The sequence below is a fragment of the Paenibacillus chondroitinus NBRC 15376 genome (assembly GCF_004000765.1).
GTDB lineage: Bacteria > Bacillota > Bacilli > Paenibacillales > NBRC-103111 > Paenibacillus_E > Paenibacillus_E chondroitinus.
In genome coordinates this window covers 111,168-126,622 of record NZ_BILW01000002.1, presented here as the reverse complement: position 1 = coordinate 126,622, position 15,455 = coordinate 111,168, and the positions used below count along the sequence as shown (strand labels likewise).

Sequence of the window (15,455 nt, the reverse complement as noted above, 5' to 3'; positions counted from 1 at the left end):
GGAGGAGAAGGACATATGAGGGAGATCAAAGTCATGCTGATCGGCGATAACACGGATGCTCCTTGGCATCCACTGGAGCCTGCCAGGCAGCAGCTTGCAGCCATTCTTGGCGACGAGTTTGCGCTAACCGCTACGGAAAACTATCAAGTCTTGTCGGAGCTGGATCACAACCAGTTTCCACTGTGTATTTCCTATACGGACTGTTGGAAACGAGACCTGACACAGCAGCAAACGGCAGGACTACTGCGCTATGTGGCAGGAGGAGGCAGCCTGCTGGTTATCCATAATGGTATTTCACTTCAGCGGAGCTATGAGCTGCTGCAGATGATCGGCGCCAAGTTTACGGGGCATCCTCCTTACCAGCCACTAGCTTATTATGGATCAGCCGCCGAGCATCCTTTACTGGAAGGTGTCGATAACTTCAACTTGGACGAAGAGCCGTACTTGTTCGAATTTGATCCTTTTACGAAGAAAACGGTTTTTATGGAGTTTGAATTTGAAGGGAAACGGTACCCCGCGGCATGGGAGCACGCTTATGGTTTAGGAAAGGTTGTGTATTTGCAGCCTGGACATCATGCTCCTTCTTTCCAACCTGAAGCCTACCGACGTCTTGTGCTAAACAGCGCACGTTGGTTGAGCAGGCAGGCGTAGAATAAAGCTGTTTTTCCATATACTTCCTAATGGGGATGTGTGCTACAATAGGCCAAAAGAGTTAAAGGAGTGAGGATTTTGGAACATTTCTTATTCAGGCAGTTGGCATTCGTTAGAAATCAAGTTCTTCAAGCGGTTGAAGGGATTTCGGAAGAGACGGCGGACCAGATTCCGAATGGATTCCGCAATTCAATCCGTTGGCAGTTGGGACACATTTATGTCGTCATGGAAAGGTATGCTTTTCAATACATGGAGCTGCCTGTTCAAATACCACAGGGGTTCAAGGAGCAATTTGAATACAAGACATCTCCTTTAACTACGCCATCGGACATTGTCGTTCCTACTCTCTCAGAGTTGAAATTTCTGCTTAAAAATCAGATTGAGAGAATTAGCGGTGAACTGGGTGACCGGCTGCAAGACAACGTGACGCCTTATACAACTTCGGCAGGAATGAAACTCGAATCCTTAGAGCAGTTCCTCAGCTTTAATTTATATCATGAAGGCATGCATTTTAGTGTTATTAAAATTTACAAGGTATTATTATCCCAATAAATTATTCAACGAAATGAGATTTTGACGAATGGAGGAGATCCTCAAGTGATGAGGTTCAACAAGTTCGCAAGGCCTCCCTGTTAAGACGTAACGTTTCGTTGTTCACGAGCACCTCCCATCCGGTTGAGTTCATCTACCCAATCAGATTTCGGAGAGGATCGTTCGGCAAACAGCTTTGCGGGAGCCTGCTCGCTGGTAAATTCGGTCTTGAGCTGAACTACTGGCTATCGCTTCTCAGTTCGGGTATTGCCCTAATGCTGGAGTTCCTGCTGATTGAGCCGCAGAAATGTGCGGATGGCACGGATGCTGAGAAAGCTATCCCTTTTAAAACGTATGTCGCGGCATCGTTGCGTTTTTTTAGAAAAAATCCCAATGTCTCGCTGGTTATGCTTTCCGGTATGGTCACGGGTGCTTCAATGAACTATGTGGGAGAGAGCGTGCTATGATGTATTTGGCGGATATGGGTTTATTGCTCTGCTTTGTTTTGCTTCTTTTGTTTGGTTTGTATATGCATCTCGTAGTCTCAAACAAATGTAAAAGCGAAAAAACGGAAGTCCTTGTGACTTCTTTTTTTTTGTTTATTTTTATTTTGAGGGGGATGAGCATTGACGGGACAGACTTAGCGCGGTAAAGTAAAAGTAATCGGTTATCCAATAAATGGGGAGAGGGTGTAACGCATGACCACTAGCGGGAAGTTCGCATGGACATGGACGATTCGGGAGGAAGATCTGGAGGAATACGTCCGAATGCATTTGGCGCCTTGGCCAGAAATTATGGAAGAACACAGCAAAGCAGGAATCAGGGATTACTCCATCTTCCAAAATGGCAATCAATTCTTTTATTGCTTTTTATGCGATGATTTGGAAACCGCTTTTGCTTACTTGGCTGAGAGTGAGGCTTGCAATCGATGGAATGCAATTACGAGCAAAATGGTCGTTGGCTCCTTCGACTTCCGTGAAGCCGTACCGATTCAACCGATGCGCGAAGTTTTTTATTTGGCATAGTACATAAATTACGAACAGGCTGTTCCAGAAGTCATGAGAATGACGGAGGGATAGCCATTTTTTATGGACTCAGCTGCCGTTATTCTGCCGAATTCGGCTGAATTTGAGGTGCTAACGGACTGAGGCGGCGTTATCTTTGGATTTTGTCGTTGTTTTAGGCAAATTCACGGCCAATAGCGGCACTGGAGTCCGTTAGAAGCTAAAACCCTCCCAAAAGCGGCGATTAGAGTCCACTCAGTCCGTTAGCCGACAGCTTCTGCTCGCAAGAGGCAAGCCGGTGGAGGACCGCGTACTCACCTATGCAGCAGGCGTCTTCCCTTATCCCCCTACGAAGATTTCGCTTGTTGGATGACATCATCGACGTAGGCTCTAAGCGTTTTAATAAAAGTACGCATCGCATATCCGACATACCTGTCACTGCGGTAGACGAGACAAATGTCCTGGGAAGGTGTAGGCTGCCTCAGGCTAACCACTTTTATCTCTTTGTTTGGAAGGGTATCGAGCAGCAGGCGTGGCAGCACACAGGCGCCAACTCCGCTCTGCACCATTTGGAGGAGGGAGGATAATGTTGTAGTCACCATATGCGGCTGCAGTGTAAACCCTTTCTCCATGCAGAAGCGGTCAATCAGCTTACGGCATTGATGTTCGGGAGGAAACATGACCATTTTTAAGTTATTCAGCCGGCTTAGTGGGATGAAATCCTCAGTAGCAAGGGGATCATTCCTACTTACAGCCAGTGAAAATTCTTCATGGAATAGAGGGATAGCGGTGAGCCTTTCATCGCTGACAGGTCCGATTGTGACGCCAACATCGATGCTTCGGTCCAGTACTTGTTCCGTGACTCTCGTGGTTTCCATCAAAGAGAGTATAATGGTGGGATAGGTTTGATGGAAACTCAGCAGCAAGGCGTTAAACATGAGATCCGCATCACCGGGCAAAACACCGATCGATAACGATCCGCCTTGCATTTGCTTCAGATCGGCAATGGCATCGTTCGCTTGCTTCAGATGCCCGAACACAGCAGCACCATGTTCTTGCAGAATGGCTCCTGCTTCTGTGAGGACGATTGTTTTGCCTATGCGATCGAAAAGGAGAACGCCTAATTCTTCCTCCAATCTTCTGATCTGTTGGCTGATATTGGGAGCGCTCACTCCCATTTTATCGGCGGCTCTCGTGAAATGACGCTCCTCACAAATCGCCATAAAATACTGCAGCTGCTTTAACTCCATAGCTCACACTCGCTTTCAAAAACATCGCTGAAGTTGGAAGGCATTTTCAATCTTTTATGGAAGGCATTTCTAATCCTTATTGTTGCGTCATCTTATATCTCTGTCAATGCATGATCATTAACTTAGACTTAACGTTTCGGTAATTTGCACTGCATTGATGGTACCTCCCGTGAAATCTATACTAAAAGCATACCAAATGCTTCTCACCCAAAAGGAGGAAATCAAATGTCAGAAACCATTATCAGCACGGCAAAAACAGTACGTCAAGTGGTACTTCACAAGGTACAGGGCATCCCGGAGGAACTATTTGATATTCAAGCAGATTCCTACAATAACACGATTCGCTGGAACGTTGGACACATGATTTATTGGATGGACGCTTATATGAAGATCGGGTTTGCGAAGGATTCGATCATTCCCGAAAGCTATGCCACATTCTTCAATTCCGGGACATCGCCGGCAGGCTGGACCCACCTTCCACCATCAAAAGAAGAACTCATCGTACAGTTATCCGCCCAGCTAAACCAAATAAGCGAGTTATCCCCAGAGAGCCTCGAGGCTACATTCGAAAATCCATTGCCATTTGGACCGCTCACATTTTATAAAGTAGGAGAGTTGCTCAATTTCGGAGTCGTTCACGAAGGGATGCATCTAGCAACCTGTGATTGTTTACTCAAGGTAATCCAAAGTAAAAGCATGTAAGCATAAACAACATAAGCCGGGGCATGGCTCAACCATGCTTCGGTTTTTTTAAATGAAAAATGAGGTTGCACTAGTAAGCGATGTCATGGATACTTATGGTATGAAATTGACAATTCGATCAACGCCACTAATATCCAAGAGGTGAACAGCTTGCCATACAAATTTCCGCCTGTTAGTCCTAAGCTTCCTGTTTTCATGCATGGCGCCGATTATAATCCCGATCAATGGCAGCATGATCCGCAGGTGCTTGAAGAAGATATTCGTTTAATGAAGCTTGCCAAATGCAATGTCATGGCTGTCGGCATTTTTGGTTGGACTGCTCTTGAACCGGAAGAAGGGGTGTTTACCTTCGAATGGTTGGACCGCGTGCTGAATACGTTTGCCGAGAATGGCATCTACGCCTGGTTGGCTACCCCAAGCGGGGCAAGACCGGCATGGATGGCGGAGCAATATCCGGAAGTGCTGCGCGTTGGCGCCAATCGTGTGCGCAATCTTTTTGGTGCACGCCATAACCATTGCTACACCTCCCCTGTTTATCGTGAGAAAGTAACGGAGATGAATCGAAGATTGGCTGAACGCTATTCTCAGCATCCAGCCGTTGTAGGTTGGCATATCTCCAATGAATATAGCGATGATTGTCATTGTGATTATTGCCAAGAAGCATTTCGCGGATGGCTGCAAAGCAAATACGGAACACTTGAAGCGCTGAACCAGGCATGGTGGACAAGCTTCTGGAGCCACACGTATACAAGCTGGTCGCAAATCGAATCCCCGGCACCACACGGCGAGAAACTTGTGCATGCCATGAATCTCGATTGGAAACGCTTCGTGACAGACCAGACGGTTGACTTCTGCCGTCACGAGATCGCTCCACTGAAAGCCATCAACGCAGAACTTCCTGTGACAGCTAACCTCATGGACGCTTACGAAGGATTGAATTACTGGAAGTTCACAGATGTGTTGGACGTGATTTCATGGGATGCTTATCCAACGTGGCATCATGCCAAGGATCAAAGCAGCTTGGCCGCTTGGTTCTCGCTCAATCATGACATGTTTCGCTCCCTGCGTGGTGGACAACCGTTTCTGCTGATGGAGAGCACGCCGAGCACAACGAATTGGCAGCCCGTTTCCAAGCTTAAGCGGCCGGGTATGCACCTGCTGTCCTCTTTGCAGGCTGTCGCTCACGGCTCGGATTCTGTGCAGTATTTCCAGTGGCGCAAAAGCCGTGGCTCCAGCGAAAAGCTGCATGGCGCAGTAGTCGATCATGTCGGTCATGAGCACACGCGCGTATTCCGTGATGTTGCAGAGCTGGGCGGTCATCTTGAGCAGCTGACGGAAATTTTGGGTACGACAGTGCCGGCGGAAACAGCCGTCATTTTCGACTGGGAGAACCGTTGGGCCGTGAAAGATTCGCAAGGTCCACGCAATATGGGAATCAACTATGAGCAGACGGTTCTAAGCCATTATCAAGCTTTTTGGGATCAGGGCGTTCCGGTTGACGTCATTGATATGACTGGCGATTTTAGCAAATACAAGCTCGTTGTCGCTCCAATGCTTTATATGGTTCGTCCAGGGGTCGGAGAGCGGATTGAACAATTCGTTGCTGGTGGAGGCACTTTCGTAGCTACCTACTGGTCGGGCGTTGTCGATGGGAACGATCTATGTTTCCTTGGCGGATTCCCAGGGCCGCTTCGTCAAACGCTTGGCATTTGGTCGGAAGAGATTGACGGGCTTTACGATCAGGATGAAAATCAAATCATCTGCACCGAGGGGAACCCGCTTGAACTAACAGGGGCTTTTAAGGTTCGTGAGCTGTGCGAGCTGATCCACTTGGAAGGGGCTCAGGCCCTTGCCGTCTATGGTGAAGATTTCTATGCGGGCAGACCAGCCCTGACCGTTAATCAGTTTGGTCAAGGAAAAGCTTACTATATGGCAGCTCGTGCGGAGCAGTCATTCCAGAACAGCTTCTATAAGCAGATTATAAAAGAGGCCAAAATCAAACCGGCATTACAAACGGAATTGCCTCATCAAGTTACAGTACAAATCCGCACGGACGGGGTGCATGATTTCATTTTCCTGATGAATTTCAGCGACCAAGATCAGACGGTTTTGCTCGATGAACAATCCTATTCCGATATGCTAATTTCGGAGGGGACAGCGGGGTCAGGTACCGTCAATCCAAGCATAGTACTTCAACCTTACGGGGTGCGAGTTCTGAAACGAAGCAGGTCTTAGGTCGATAAATGGGGTGTTGGGAGTTAATTCCAGCATCCTTTTTTTATGAAGTTAAAGGGAATGGCGCCCTCCACCGCGAAGAATCAGTGCTACAAGACCTTACACAGAAAGAAAAGTGGTGAACTTTACATGAAAACAGGCTTCCGCCTCTGGTTCGATGAAATTCGGAATATGCGGATTAAAGCGAAGCTGTTTCTGCTTATTACGATTACAATGGCTGTAAGCTCCAGCATTTCGCTGGTAGGTTTACAGATCGCCTTTTCGATGTATGATCAGCAGATTTACGAGAAATCGTCCCAAGTTCTGAATCTTTCCTCCACATTGATTGAAAATGAACTGAACAAAGTGGAACGGCTGACGTTCAGCATCATGTCGGATGAACAAATTCAGCAGCACTTGATTGTGATGAATTCGAATGAATCGGATTATATCCGCATCCAATCCCGCGCCAAGCTCGTAGACCGCTTGGTCCAGTATATCAACTCGGAGACGTATATTTCAGCCGCGGATATTACCGACGTGATGGGAAACAGCTACTCCAGCGGAAATTTGACAACGCTTTCTCCTGAGCGGAAAGCTCTGATCCAAGAAACTTCGGATCGCGGAGCGGGCAGCTTAGGCTGGGTAAATCCGGATGAGCAGGATTACAGCCTTATTGCAACGAGGCAAATCCGATCCTCCGACAATTTGGAGCTGAAGAAGCTTGGCAGCCTGGTGCTGCATGTCAATTTGGACAAGATGGTGAATCAATATGCGAGAGAAGCTGTGACCCGCGACGGCGAGCTCATTATTGTCTCCAAGGGGACTTTAGTGTACCCGAGGTCTGTGAGCATGAAGTCATTGATTAGTGAAAACAGTCCGGTAGGAGCATCTGTGAGGGGATTTCGCATAATTGAACAAGATGGCGAGAAATATTTCGTGTCGCATATTCATTCCGATTATTTGGGTTGGACCTATTACAACACGCTGCCTTTTCAAACGATTTTTTATAATCTGACATTGATGAAAAATTGGATGATCGCCGCATTCCTTATTTCATTTTTTCTGCTGGTTGGATTCGGTATGGCGGTTGCGCGAAGCGTTACTCGTCCCATTGAAGGCTTAATAAGCAATATGCGGGGGCTGCAGATTGGCGATCTGGAAAATTCGGAGCTTCCGCCCATTGCACCGATTTCGCAGCAGATGGATGAAGTGGGACTGCTTCAGCGGACGTACCGTATGATGATTGTGCGCATACAGGAATTGATCAAAGAGAACTACACGAAGCAGCTGATTATCAAAGAAACGGAGTTTCGCTCCTTACAAGCGCAGATCAATCCGCATTTTCTGTATAACACATTGGAGTCGATCAACTGGATTTCCAAGATGAATGGGCAGCAGCAAGTTTCGCAAATGGTGGAATCACTGGGTTATCTGCTCCGTTCATCGATTAGTTTGAAGCAGGATATGATCCCGATTGAAGACGAGCTGAAGCTTGTGCAGCATTATATTACGATTCAAAAGGTGCGTTTCGAGGAGCGGTTGGATTTCCGGCTCGACGTTCCGGCAGCTTTGCGAGCTCATTGCATTCCGAAGCTGACGCTGCAGCCTTTGCTCGAAAATGCGATTAAGTATGCGGTCGAGGTTATGCTGGAACCTTGCATCATCCACATTTGGGGGCGGGAGGAAGGCGATGCTGTCTTTCTAATCGTTGAAGATAATGGCCCAGGGATTGATGAGGCTTATTTGGAAAAAATTCTGACAGGGGAGCGCCAATCCAAAGGCACAGGCATCGGCCTGAAAAATATTGACGAACGGATTAAGCTGACGTTTGGCGAAGAGTTCGGTATTCAAGTAGAGAATCGCACGGATGGCGGTGCACGCATTACCATTCGAATTCCGATGACGAAAAGAGGGTAACAACGATGTATAAAGTGTTATTGGTTGATGATGAACGGATGATTCTGGAAGGGATTTCATCCATCGTGGATTGGCAATCGGTCGATACCGAGCTGATAGGAACCGCCCGCAACGGGATCGAAGCTTACGCCTTTGTCTGTGAATACGAGCCGGATATTGTGATCAGTGACATCCGGATGCCTGGCATGGACGGCTTGCAGTTAGTCGCCAAAGTCAAGGAAACTCATCCCCATACGCGCTTTATCATGCTTTCGGGTTTTGATGAATTCGAATATGCGCAAATTGCGATGCAGCATGGCGTTAAACACTACTTGTTGAAGCCGTGCAACGAAAACAGCATTTTGAAAGCGCTTAGTGAAATTGCTGCCGAGTACAAACAGGAGGAGAGCAAAGAAGGCTTCATTCAGTCGATGAAAGCAAATTTGCAGAAAGTGCTTCCGCATGTCAAAGAGCAATTCTTGAAGGAATTCGTGACGAATAAATCGTATGGCAGCCGCGATTGGGAATATTATCAGGATTTATTCGGACTGCATGTCAGTGGAAGGAAAGTTCGATTGTTGTTATTCCGGCTGGAAGACAAGTTCGAATATGAGCATTTATTTGCCGTAAAAAATATTGCCGAAGATATTCTCGATGAACCGCTCCTGAGCTCTACCATTGCGGAGCAAATATTGGTTATGATCGAGGATCAAGATGATATGACTCGACTGCAGGAGCAAATTGAAGAAATCCGGCGTATTTTCATGTTGTATTACAAAATCGATACCACGGCTGCTCTAAGCGAGTCCGGAGAAATCGGGGAAGCCAGAAAACTGTATCTGCAAGCGATAGATTGCTTGAGCCACCGTTTTTATCTAGGCGAAGGCGGCCTTATCACGATGCGCGACATTTTGGGATCTGCGCAGCCGAGTCAAGCCCAATTTGTTTTTGATGAAGATCGCATTCTATTTCCGATCCGCGCAGGAAACTGGGAAGAAGCTGAAGCTAGTATTGAAGCGTTTCAAGAGCTTCTTGTGAACTCCCGATTGGATATTCAGACGACCAAATCGTATGTCATTCAAAGCTTTATTTCCATGACAAGGTTATGTGCAGAACCGCAAATGCACCAGTATATGGGCCTTATTGGCCATATCTCACAGATGGAAACACTGCAGGCAAGCATCCAGCTGCTGAAGCAAACCGCCTCAGAAATTACGCACGCCATTTTTGAACAGAACAGAAATAAGCATTCCCAGGTCATTCAGAAGGTGATCGATATTGTGAATGCGGAGCTCGCGAACGCCGAGCTGTCGCTCAACTGGGTAGCGCACAAAATGCTGTATATGAACCCGGATTATTTGGGCAAATTGTTCAAAAAAGAGACGGGCGAGCGCTTCTCTAACTACGTTGTCACGGTGAGAATCCGAAAAGCGATGGAGATGATCAAATTGAATGATGACGTCAAAATGTTCGAATTAGCGGAACAATTGGGCTTCGGCGATAATCCGCAGTACTTTTCGCAGGTGTTCAAAAAGATTGCCGGCTGCGCGCCATCCGAGTATAAGAAGCTGACGACGTAGGCCCGTATTCACTGTTTTTTGAACATTTAACGCGGTAAATTAGATTCAATTTTTGCTCCTGCGAGCCCATAATAGGAGATGTGGCGCAGGGTACACAGGAGGACGCTAACAATGAAACGCAGACGATTACCGGCCATGCTTCTCATTCCATTGATGTTCGCCATCATCGGATGCAGTGCCAAACAGCCATCTGCGGATGGAAACCCGAGGAACATGGAGTCTGATAGAAGCAGTTCCAAGCAAGAAGTTAAGCTGCGAATTGCCTGGTGGGGCGGTCAGTCCAGACATGACTACACGTTGAAACTGATTGCCATGTACCAGGAGCTGAATCCTAACGTGAAAATTGATACGGAATATGCCGGCTTTGATGACTTCTGGAAAAAGCTGGCACCTCAAGCTGCGGCCAATCAATTGCCCGATATTATCCAGATGGATATCTCGTATCTAACCCAATATGCAACGAAGGATCAATTGGAAGATTTGTCCGAGCTGACGAATAACGGAACGATCGATGTGCGATCCGCTTCGCCCGAGACGATTGATTCCGGACGAGTGGACGGGAAGCTGTACGGCATCCCGCTAGGTGTTAATGCGATGGGGACCACCTATGACGCCGCCATGCTGAAGGAGGCGGGGATCTCTGCCATCTCGAAGAGCTGGACATGGTCCGATTTGGAGCAAATCGCCAAGCGGATGAAGGCAAAAGGGAAAGTGCTCGATCATATGCGTTTTGATCAGTTTTTCCCATACTATCTGCGCACGCAAGATCAGCACTATTTTAGCCAGGATGGTACGAGTCTTGGATTTAGCGATCCCCGCTATTTTATAGATTATTTCACTATGTATCTAGAGTGGTATGAGGCGGGCTATATGCGCGACTGGGACAAAGAGTCATTGTCCAAGCTGATGCCTGAGGAGAATCCGATTGCGCTAGGGGATGGCTTCATGACGATGGCGTGGTCGAATCAATTCACATCGCTGCAGGAAGCCGCCAAGAAACCGCTCAGCTTAACCGGATTGCCGGGACCGAACGGGAACCAAGGGCTATACTTAAAGCCCACTATGCTGTTCTCCATCGCCAAAAGCTCCAAACAAAAGACGGAAGCGGCCAAATTCATCTCATGGTTTTTAAATGATGTGGAGGCTAATAAATTGATCAAAGGCGATCGGGGGATCCCTATTTCCTCGAAGGTCAAGGACGCTTTAAAGCCGACGCTCTCTGAAGAAGAAATGAAAGTGTACGACTACGTAACTTGGGTGGAGAAAAACAGCAGCCCCATGGATCCGCCTGATCCGATAGGGTCTGCGGAAGTAAGCAGGCTGCTCCGTGATATGCAAGAGCAAATCTTGTTTCGCAAGCTTACGGTGGAAGAGGCCGCTGCCAAATTCATGAGTGAAGCCAATGCCATTTTAGCGAAAAATAAGAAGTAAGCATGGATGGTAGGACACAAGTTACAGGTATAAAAGGGTGGCTCTAATCCGGCTGCCCTTCCAAATACACAGAAAATGATTGCATAAAGGAGTGGAATTATGAAACTACGTGAAAATGATCACATAGTCGGCTATGTGTTTGTCTCACCTTTCATTCTTGGTTTTTTGATCTTCACGCTGTTTCCCATGTTTTCTTCGCTCTATTTCTCATTTACGGAGTATGATTTATTGTCTCCACCGCGATGGGTAGGGTTTGCGAACTACGAGAAGATGTTTACAAGTGATGACAAAATCATAGATTCAATTCGCGTGACGCTAATCTACGTGCTTACATCTGTTCCAATGCGTCTGATCATTGCCTTATTGGTAGCCATGCTGCTCAATCGTGCTGCAAGAGGAATTGGCTTATACCGAGCTACCTACTACTTGCCTTCGTTGATTGGCGGAAGCGTTGCAGTATCTATCATGTGGCGTCAAATTTTCGGTGACAAAGGGTTAATTAATGCGTTCCTCGGCAGCATTGGTATCCACACCACCACTTCTTGGATTGGCTTGCCGGCTACGGCGCTGGGCACGTTGGTGCTCTTGTCGGTCTGGCAGTTCGGTTCATCAATGCTTATCTTTCTAGCTGGACTCAAAAACATCCCAGGCACTTACTACGAGGCGGCAAGCGTGGACGGAGCAGGACCTGTTCGCAAATTTTTTCACATCACACTGCCTTTGTTAAGTCCAATTATCTTGTTTAATCTCATTTTGCAAACGATTTCGGGCTTCTTAACCTTCACGCCGGCCTATATCATTTCGAACGGTGAAGGCGGTCCGCTTAACAATACGCTGTTATATTCGCTGTATTTATTCCATCGCGCATTTGTCTTCTTTGAAATGGGTTATGCGTCAGCAATGGCTTGGTTCATGCTCATCTTGATCGGGCTCATCACCTTGGTTATTTTCAAAACATCAAAATATTGGGTTCATTACGAGAGCTAGGAGGGATCTGACATGGTTTTTCGAGCAAAAAATTTGAAAACAGTGCTGTATCATCTGTTCGTCTGCCTCATCGCGCTTACTGCGATTTATCCGATTCTCTGGCTGGTCGCCAGTTCCTTCAAGCCAAATGATGAGATTTACACAACGGCAACCTCTCTGATTCCCAGCCGGCTGGAGTGGAGCAACTATGTATCCGGTTGGAAGGGATTTGCAGGCATCACGTTTGCGACTTTCATGAAAAACAGCTTCATTATCGTGATTCTTTCAACGATTGGCGCCGTGGCTTCTTCCGCTCTTGTCGGATATGGCTTCGCTCGCATCAAGTTTGCAGGAAGCAAATTCTGGTTCGCCATGGTGATGTTGACGCTGCTGCTGCCTCAAGATGTAACGATTATTTCGCAATATATTTTGTTCGCCAAAATTGGCTGGTTATCAAGCTTTAAACCGATTATTGTGCCGCAGTTTTTCGGAATTCCGTTCTTTATCTTTCTTATTATGCAGTTTATCCGCACGATTCCGCCTGAGCTTGATGAAGCTGCGAAAATGGACGGCTGCAGCAAATACAGCATTTTCTACAAAATTATTATCCCGCTTATCGTCCCGGCTCTCGTGACATCGGCAATCTTCTCCTTCTACTGGAGATGGGACGATTTCTACACGCCGTTGCTCTACTTAAATAATGCCCAGCTGTATCCAGTATCCCTAGCGCTTAAGCTATTCTTGGACAGTGAGTCCCTAAATAACTGGGGCGGTATGTTCGCGATGTCGACGTTGTCGCTAGTTCCGATTTTCGTTGTGTTTATGATTTTTCAAAAATATATTGTTGACGGAATTTCGACGAGCGGTTTGAAAGGATAATGAGAATGAATGCTCATTTGAACAATCACCAGCTACAGGGAGGAAATGAAGAGATGCCAGCTTTACAATTTGATCCGGATGAGATTCGCGAAGTCATTGACAGTGTTGTGCATAGAACGTTCCGGATGGACTTTAATTGGGATTGGCCGGGCGGCGTAGCTTTTTATGGGGTAACTGAAGCCTATGAAGCAACGGGAAATAAAGAGTATCTTCAACTGTTAAAAGAATGGGTCGATGAAAAGCTGGAAGACGGGCTGCCCAAGCTATCCGTCAACGGCATCTCGATTGGTCACTCGCTGTTAACCTTGTACAAGGAAACCGGGGAAGAGCGGTATATGGAGATCGCTACGCAAATGGCAGACTTCCTGAAGCATGAAGCGGAGCGTTTTGGAGACGGCATTTTCCAGCATACTGTAAACTCGGAAACGTACAATTTCCCAGAGCAGGCATGGGTGGACACGATGTTCATGGCGGGGTATTTCCTGGTGCGGATCGGTTCGATGCTGAATCGTGAGGATTATTTTGAGGACGGCTTGAAGCAGTACCACGGCCATGAAAATGTGCTGCAGGATGCTGCGACAAACTTGTATTACCATGGCTGGGACAATCTGGCGCAAAATCACATGTCAGGCATTTATTGGGCACGCGGCAACTCATGGGCAGCCATTACGATGGCACGCGCTTTAAGGCTTGTGCATGTGACACATCCTTCTTTTATGATTATTGAAGGTTCTCTGCGTGATCAATTAAGCGCACTCGTGCGGTTGCAGGATGAAAGCGGACTATGGCATACCGTTCTGACGGATAAGGATGCGTATTTGGAAACGTCCGGTTCCGCAGGTATCGCGGCCGCGCTCATCGGTGCAGGGCCGTTATACAATAAATATACAAACAAGTCGATCAAGGGGATTCTTTCGCGCATAACAGATGATGGTACGATTACAGGCGTGTCTGCCGGCACAGCGGTGATGCGGGATATTGACGGCTACAAAGGAGTCCCGTACAAACGGATTCAAGGCTGGGGTCAAGGATTGGGACTGATTTTCTTATCCTCGTTGCTTAACCGCAGGGACTGGTAGAAGATGAACATACATTTGAAATTCGACTTTGGTCCTGAACAAAGTGGTGCGAAAGAGGGTTTCACCAAAGTTAGCCGTGATTCTTTTTATCATGAAAGTAGTGGCGGCTATGGGTTTAGGGTTGGCTCAGAGGTCTATGAAAGGGATCGCGGGAGACAGGGAGCGCTCCGTCAAGACTTTTGCATTCCCGTGGGCGCTGTGTTTCTTGTCGATTTGCCGAATGGCAATTATACGATTCACACACTCATGGGGGATCTGATTACCGCAACAGTTACGGGCTTAAAAGTAGGGCAGGGAAGGCTGCTTTTATCGGAATGCCGAACGGCGGCGGGCGAGTTCGTGTCCAGCAGCTTTAGCGTCCATGTAGCAGACGGGCAATTGAGGCTTGCCTTCTCAGGCGCTGCACCGCGCATTAATGCGCTCGAGATCATTTCGGCGCCTCAAGCAGCTACCTTATATTTGGTTGGCGACTCCACGGTAACCGATCAGCCGGAGGATGGATATCCGTACACAGGCTGGGGGCAAATGTTGCCGCAGTTCATCAAAGCGGACGCCGCTGTATCGAATCATGCGATGTCCGGCCGCAGCTCCAAGAGCTTCCTGAATGAAGGGCGGTTTACGCCGATTCTTGATAGGATGAATGCGAATGACTATTTATTCATTCAATTTGGGCATAACGATCAAAAGTTGGATGAGGAGCGGGCGACCTCCCCTTTTACCACGTATAAAGAACATCTTATGCTTTATATTCAGGAGGCTCGGACGCGGGGAGCTGTCCCGATTCTAGTGACACCAGTGCAGCGGAGATTTTTTGATGAAGCTGGCAAAATCGTCGACACCCACGGCGAGTATATCACGGCTATGAAGCAGCTGGCCGAAGAGGCGGATGTTCTTCTCATTGATTTGGCGGAAGCTAGCAAGCAATTGTTCGAAGCGCTCGGTCCTGAGGAAACTAAATCCTTGTTCATGTGGGCCTGGCCCGGGGAGTTTCCTAACTTCCCAAAAGGAGCAGAGGATAATACGCATTTTCAAGAAAAAGGCGGTATCGCTATCGCCGAGTTAGTCGTTGCGTGTATTCGAAAGCAACAGATACTGCCGCTTTCGCGTTATCTGCGATAAAGCATCTAATAGAACCAGGTAGACCCGTCTGATACAGACGTGGTTTGCCTGGTTTTTCTGTTTGGGCGGGATACGTTATTTTCTGGAAAATAACGTGCTGATGGAAATTCCGCTAGGGCAGATCATAAGGGAACTGGAGTCCTCTATTTC

Annotated in this window: 14 protein-coding genes; 13 read left to right on the top strand and 1 reads right to left on the bottom strand. The window is 47.4% G+C overall.

What is annotated here, in order from left to right:
- Positions 1 to 15: 15 nt before the first annotated feature.
- From PCH02S_RS03070 to PCH02S_RS03055, 4 genes are all read left to right on the top strand, one after another.
- Entirely contained in the window at positions 16 to 651 is a 636-nt protein-coding gene (locus PCH02S_RS03070) for a ThuA domain-containing protein (protein WP_127449967.1), read from the top strand.
- 78 nt (positions 652 to 729) lie between these two features.
- Positions 730 to 1,203 carry a DinB family protein gene (locus PCH02S_RS03065; protein ID WP_127449965.1) on the top strand — a complete coding sequence of 158 codons (474 nt, stop codon included), beginning with the start codon at positions 730 to 732 and terminating at the stop codon, positions 1,201 to 1,203.
- Between the two features lie 98 nt (positions 1,204 to 1,301).
- Complete coding sequence (locus PCH02S_RS03060) at positions 1,302 to 1,649, top strand: hypothetical protein (protein ID WP_127449963.1); 348 nt, start codon at positions 1,302 to 1,304, stop codon at positions 1,647 to 1,649.
- A 231-nt stretch (positions 1,650 to 1,880) separates the two neighbouring features.
- Positions 1,881 to 2,207: an L-rhamnose mutarotase gene (locus PCH02S_RS03055; protein WP_127449961.1), complete on the top strand. Its 327-nt coding sequence runs from the start codon at positions 1,881 to 1,883 to the stop codon at positions 2,205 to 2,207.
- Positions 2,208 to 2,533: 326 nt separating this feature from the next.
- Here the strand turns inward: PCH02S_RS03055 and PCH02S_RS03050 are convergent, their stop codons facing one another.
- A complete protein-coding gene (locus tag PCH02S_RS03050; protein WP_127449959.1) occupies positions 2,534 to 3,436 on the bottom strand; it encodes a LysR family transcriptional regulator in 903 nt (300 codons plus the stop codon).
- A 225-nt stretch (positions 3,437 to 3,661) separates the two neighbouring features.
- Between PCH02S_RS03050 and PCH02S_RS03045 the strand changes: the two genes are divergently transcribed.
- The 9 genes from PCH02S_RS03045 to PCH02S_RS03005 all read left to right on the top strand — a co-directional run bounded on the left by PCH02S_RS03045 (position 3,662) and on the right by PCH02S_RS03005 (position 15,305).
- Positions 3,662 to 4,138 carry a DinB family protein gene (locus tag PCH02S_RS03045; protein ID WP_127449957.1) on the top strand — a complete coding sequence of 159 codons (477 nt, stop codon included), beginning with the start codon at positions 3,662 to 3,664 and terminating at the stop codon, positions 4,136 to 4,138.
- 195 nt (positions 4,139 to 4,333) lie between these two features.
- Complete coding sequence (locus tag PCH02S_RS03040) at positions 4,334 to 6,373, top strand: beta-galactosidase (protein ID WP_127450516.1); 2,040 nt, start codon at positions 4,334 to 4,336, stop codon at positions 6,371 to 6,373.
- 129 nt (positions 6,374 to 6,502) lie between these two features.
- Positions 6,503 to 8,272: a cache domain-containing sensor histidine kinase gene (locus PCH02S_RS03035; protein ID WP_164819416.1), complete on the top strand. Its 1,770-nt coding sequence runs from the start codon at positions 6,503 to 6,505 to the stop codon at positions 8,270 to 8,272.
- 5 nt (positions 8,273 to 8,277) lie between these two features.
- Positions 8,278 to 9,831, top strand: a complete 1,554-nt coding sequence (locus PCH02S_RS03030; protein ID WP_127449954.1) for a response regulator transcription factor — start codon at positions 8,278 to 8,280, stop codon at positions 9,829 to 9,831.
- 111 nt (positions 9,832 to 9,942) lie between these two features.
- Positions 9,943 to 11,262: an ABC transporter substrate-binding protein gene (locus PCH02S_RS03025; protein WP_164819415.1), complete on the top strand. Its 1,320-nt coding sequence runs from the start codon at positions 9,943 to 9,945 to the stop codon at positions 11,260 to 11,262.
- Positions 11,263 to 11,361: 99 nt separating this feature from the next.
- The gene (locus PCH02S_RS03020) at positions 11,362 to 12,249 is read left to right on the top strand and encodes a carbohydrate ABC transporter permease (protein WP_127449952.1); all 888 of its coding nucleotides are present in this window, start codon (positions 11,362 to 11,364) and stop codon (positions 12,247 to 12,249) included.
- A 12-nt stretch (positions 12,250 to 12,261) separates the two neighbouring features.
- Entirely contained in the window at positions 12,262 to 13,107 is an 846-nt protein-coding gene (locus PCH02S_RS03015) for a carbohydrate ABC transporter permease (RefSeq protein WP_127449950.1), read from the top strand.
- 53 nt (positions 13,108 to 13,160) lie between these two features.
- Positions 13,161 to 14,186: a glycoside hydrolase family 88/105 protein gene (locus tag PCH02S_RS03010; RefSeq protein WP_127449948.1), complete on the top strand. Its 1,026-nt coding sequence runs from the start codon at positions 13,161 to 13,163 to the stop codon at positions 14,184 to 14,186.
- A 3-nt stretch (positions 14,187 to 14,189) separates the two neighbouring features.
- On the top strand, positions 14,190 to 15,305 hold the full coding sequence (locus PCH02S_RS03005) for a rhamnogalacturonan acetylesterase (RefSeq protein WP_127449946.1): 1,116 nt from the start codon (positions 14,190 to 14,192) through the stop codon (positions 15,303 to 15,305).
- Positions 15,306 to 15,455 lie beyond the last annotated feature (150 nt).

Excerpts from the sequence above, each read along its gene's own strand:
- PCH02S_RS03030 (WP_127449954.1), top strand. The coding sequence starts at position 8,278 with ATGTATAAAGTGTTATTGGTTGATGATGAACGGATGATTCTGGAAGGG.
- PCH02S_RS03040 (WP_127450516.1), top strand. The coding sequence starts at position 4,334 with ATGCATGGCGCCGATTATAATCCCGATCAATGGCAGCATGATCCGCAG.
- PCH02S_RS03070 (WP_127449967.1), top strand. The coding sequence starts at position 16 with ATGAGGGAGATCAAAGTCATGCTGATCGGCGATAACACGGATGCTCCT.
- PCH02S_RS03045 (WP_127449957.1), top strand. The coding sequence starts at position 3,662 with ATGTCAGAAACCATTATCAGCACGGCAAAAACAGTACGTCAAGTGGTA.
- PCH02S_RS03055 (WP_127449961.1), top strand. The coding sequence starts at position 1,881 with ATGACCACTAGCGGGAAGTTCGCATGGACATGGACGATTCGGGAGGAA.
- PCH02S_RS03050 (WP_127449959.1), bottom strand. The coding sequence starts at position 3,436 with ATGGAGTTAAAGCAGCTGCAGTATTTTATGGCGATTTGTGAGGAGCGT.
- PCH02S_RS03015 (WP_127449950.1), top strand. The coding sequence starts at position 12,262 with ATGGTTTTTCGAGCAAAAAATTTGAAAACAGTGCTGTATCATCTGTTC.
- PCH02S_RS03010 (WP_127449948.1), top strand. The coding sequence starts at position 13,161 with ATGCCAGCTTTACAATTTGATCCGGATGAGATTCGCGAAGTCATTGAC.
- PCH02S_RS03020 (WP_127449952.1), top strand. The coding sequence starts at position 11,362 with ATGAAACTACGTGAAAATGATCACATAGTCGGCTATGTGTTTGTCTCA.
- PCH02S_RS03025 (WP_164819415.1), top strand. The coding sequence starts at position 9,943 with ATGAAACGCAGACGATTACCGGCCATGCTTCTCATTCCATTGATGTTC.
- PCH02S_RS03005 (WP_127449946.1), top strand. The coding sequence starts at position 14,190 with ATGAACATACATTTGAAATTCGACTTTGGTCCTGAACAAAGTGGTGCG.
- PCH02S_RS03035 (WP_164819416.1), top strand. The coding sequence starts at position 6,503 with ATGAAAACAGGCTTCCGCCTCTGGTTCGATGAAATTCGGAATATGCGG.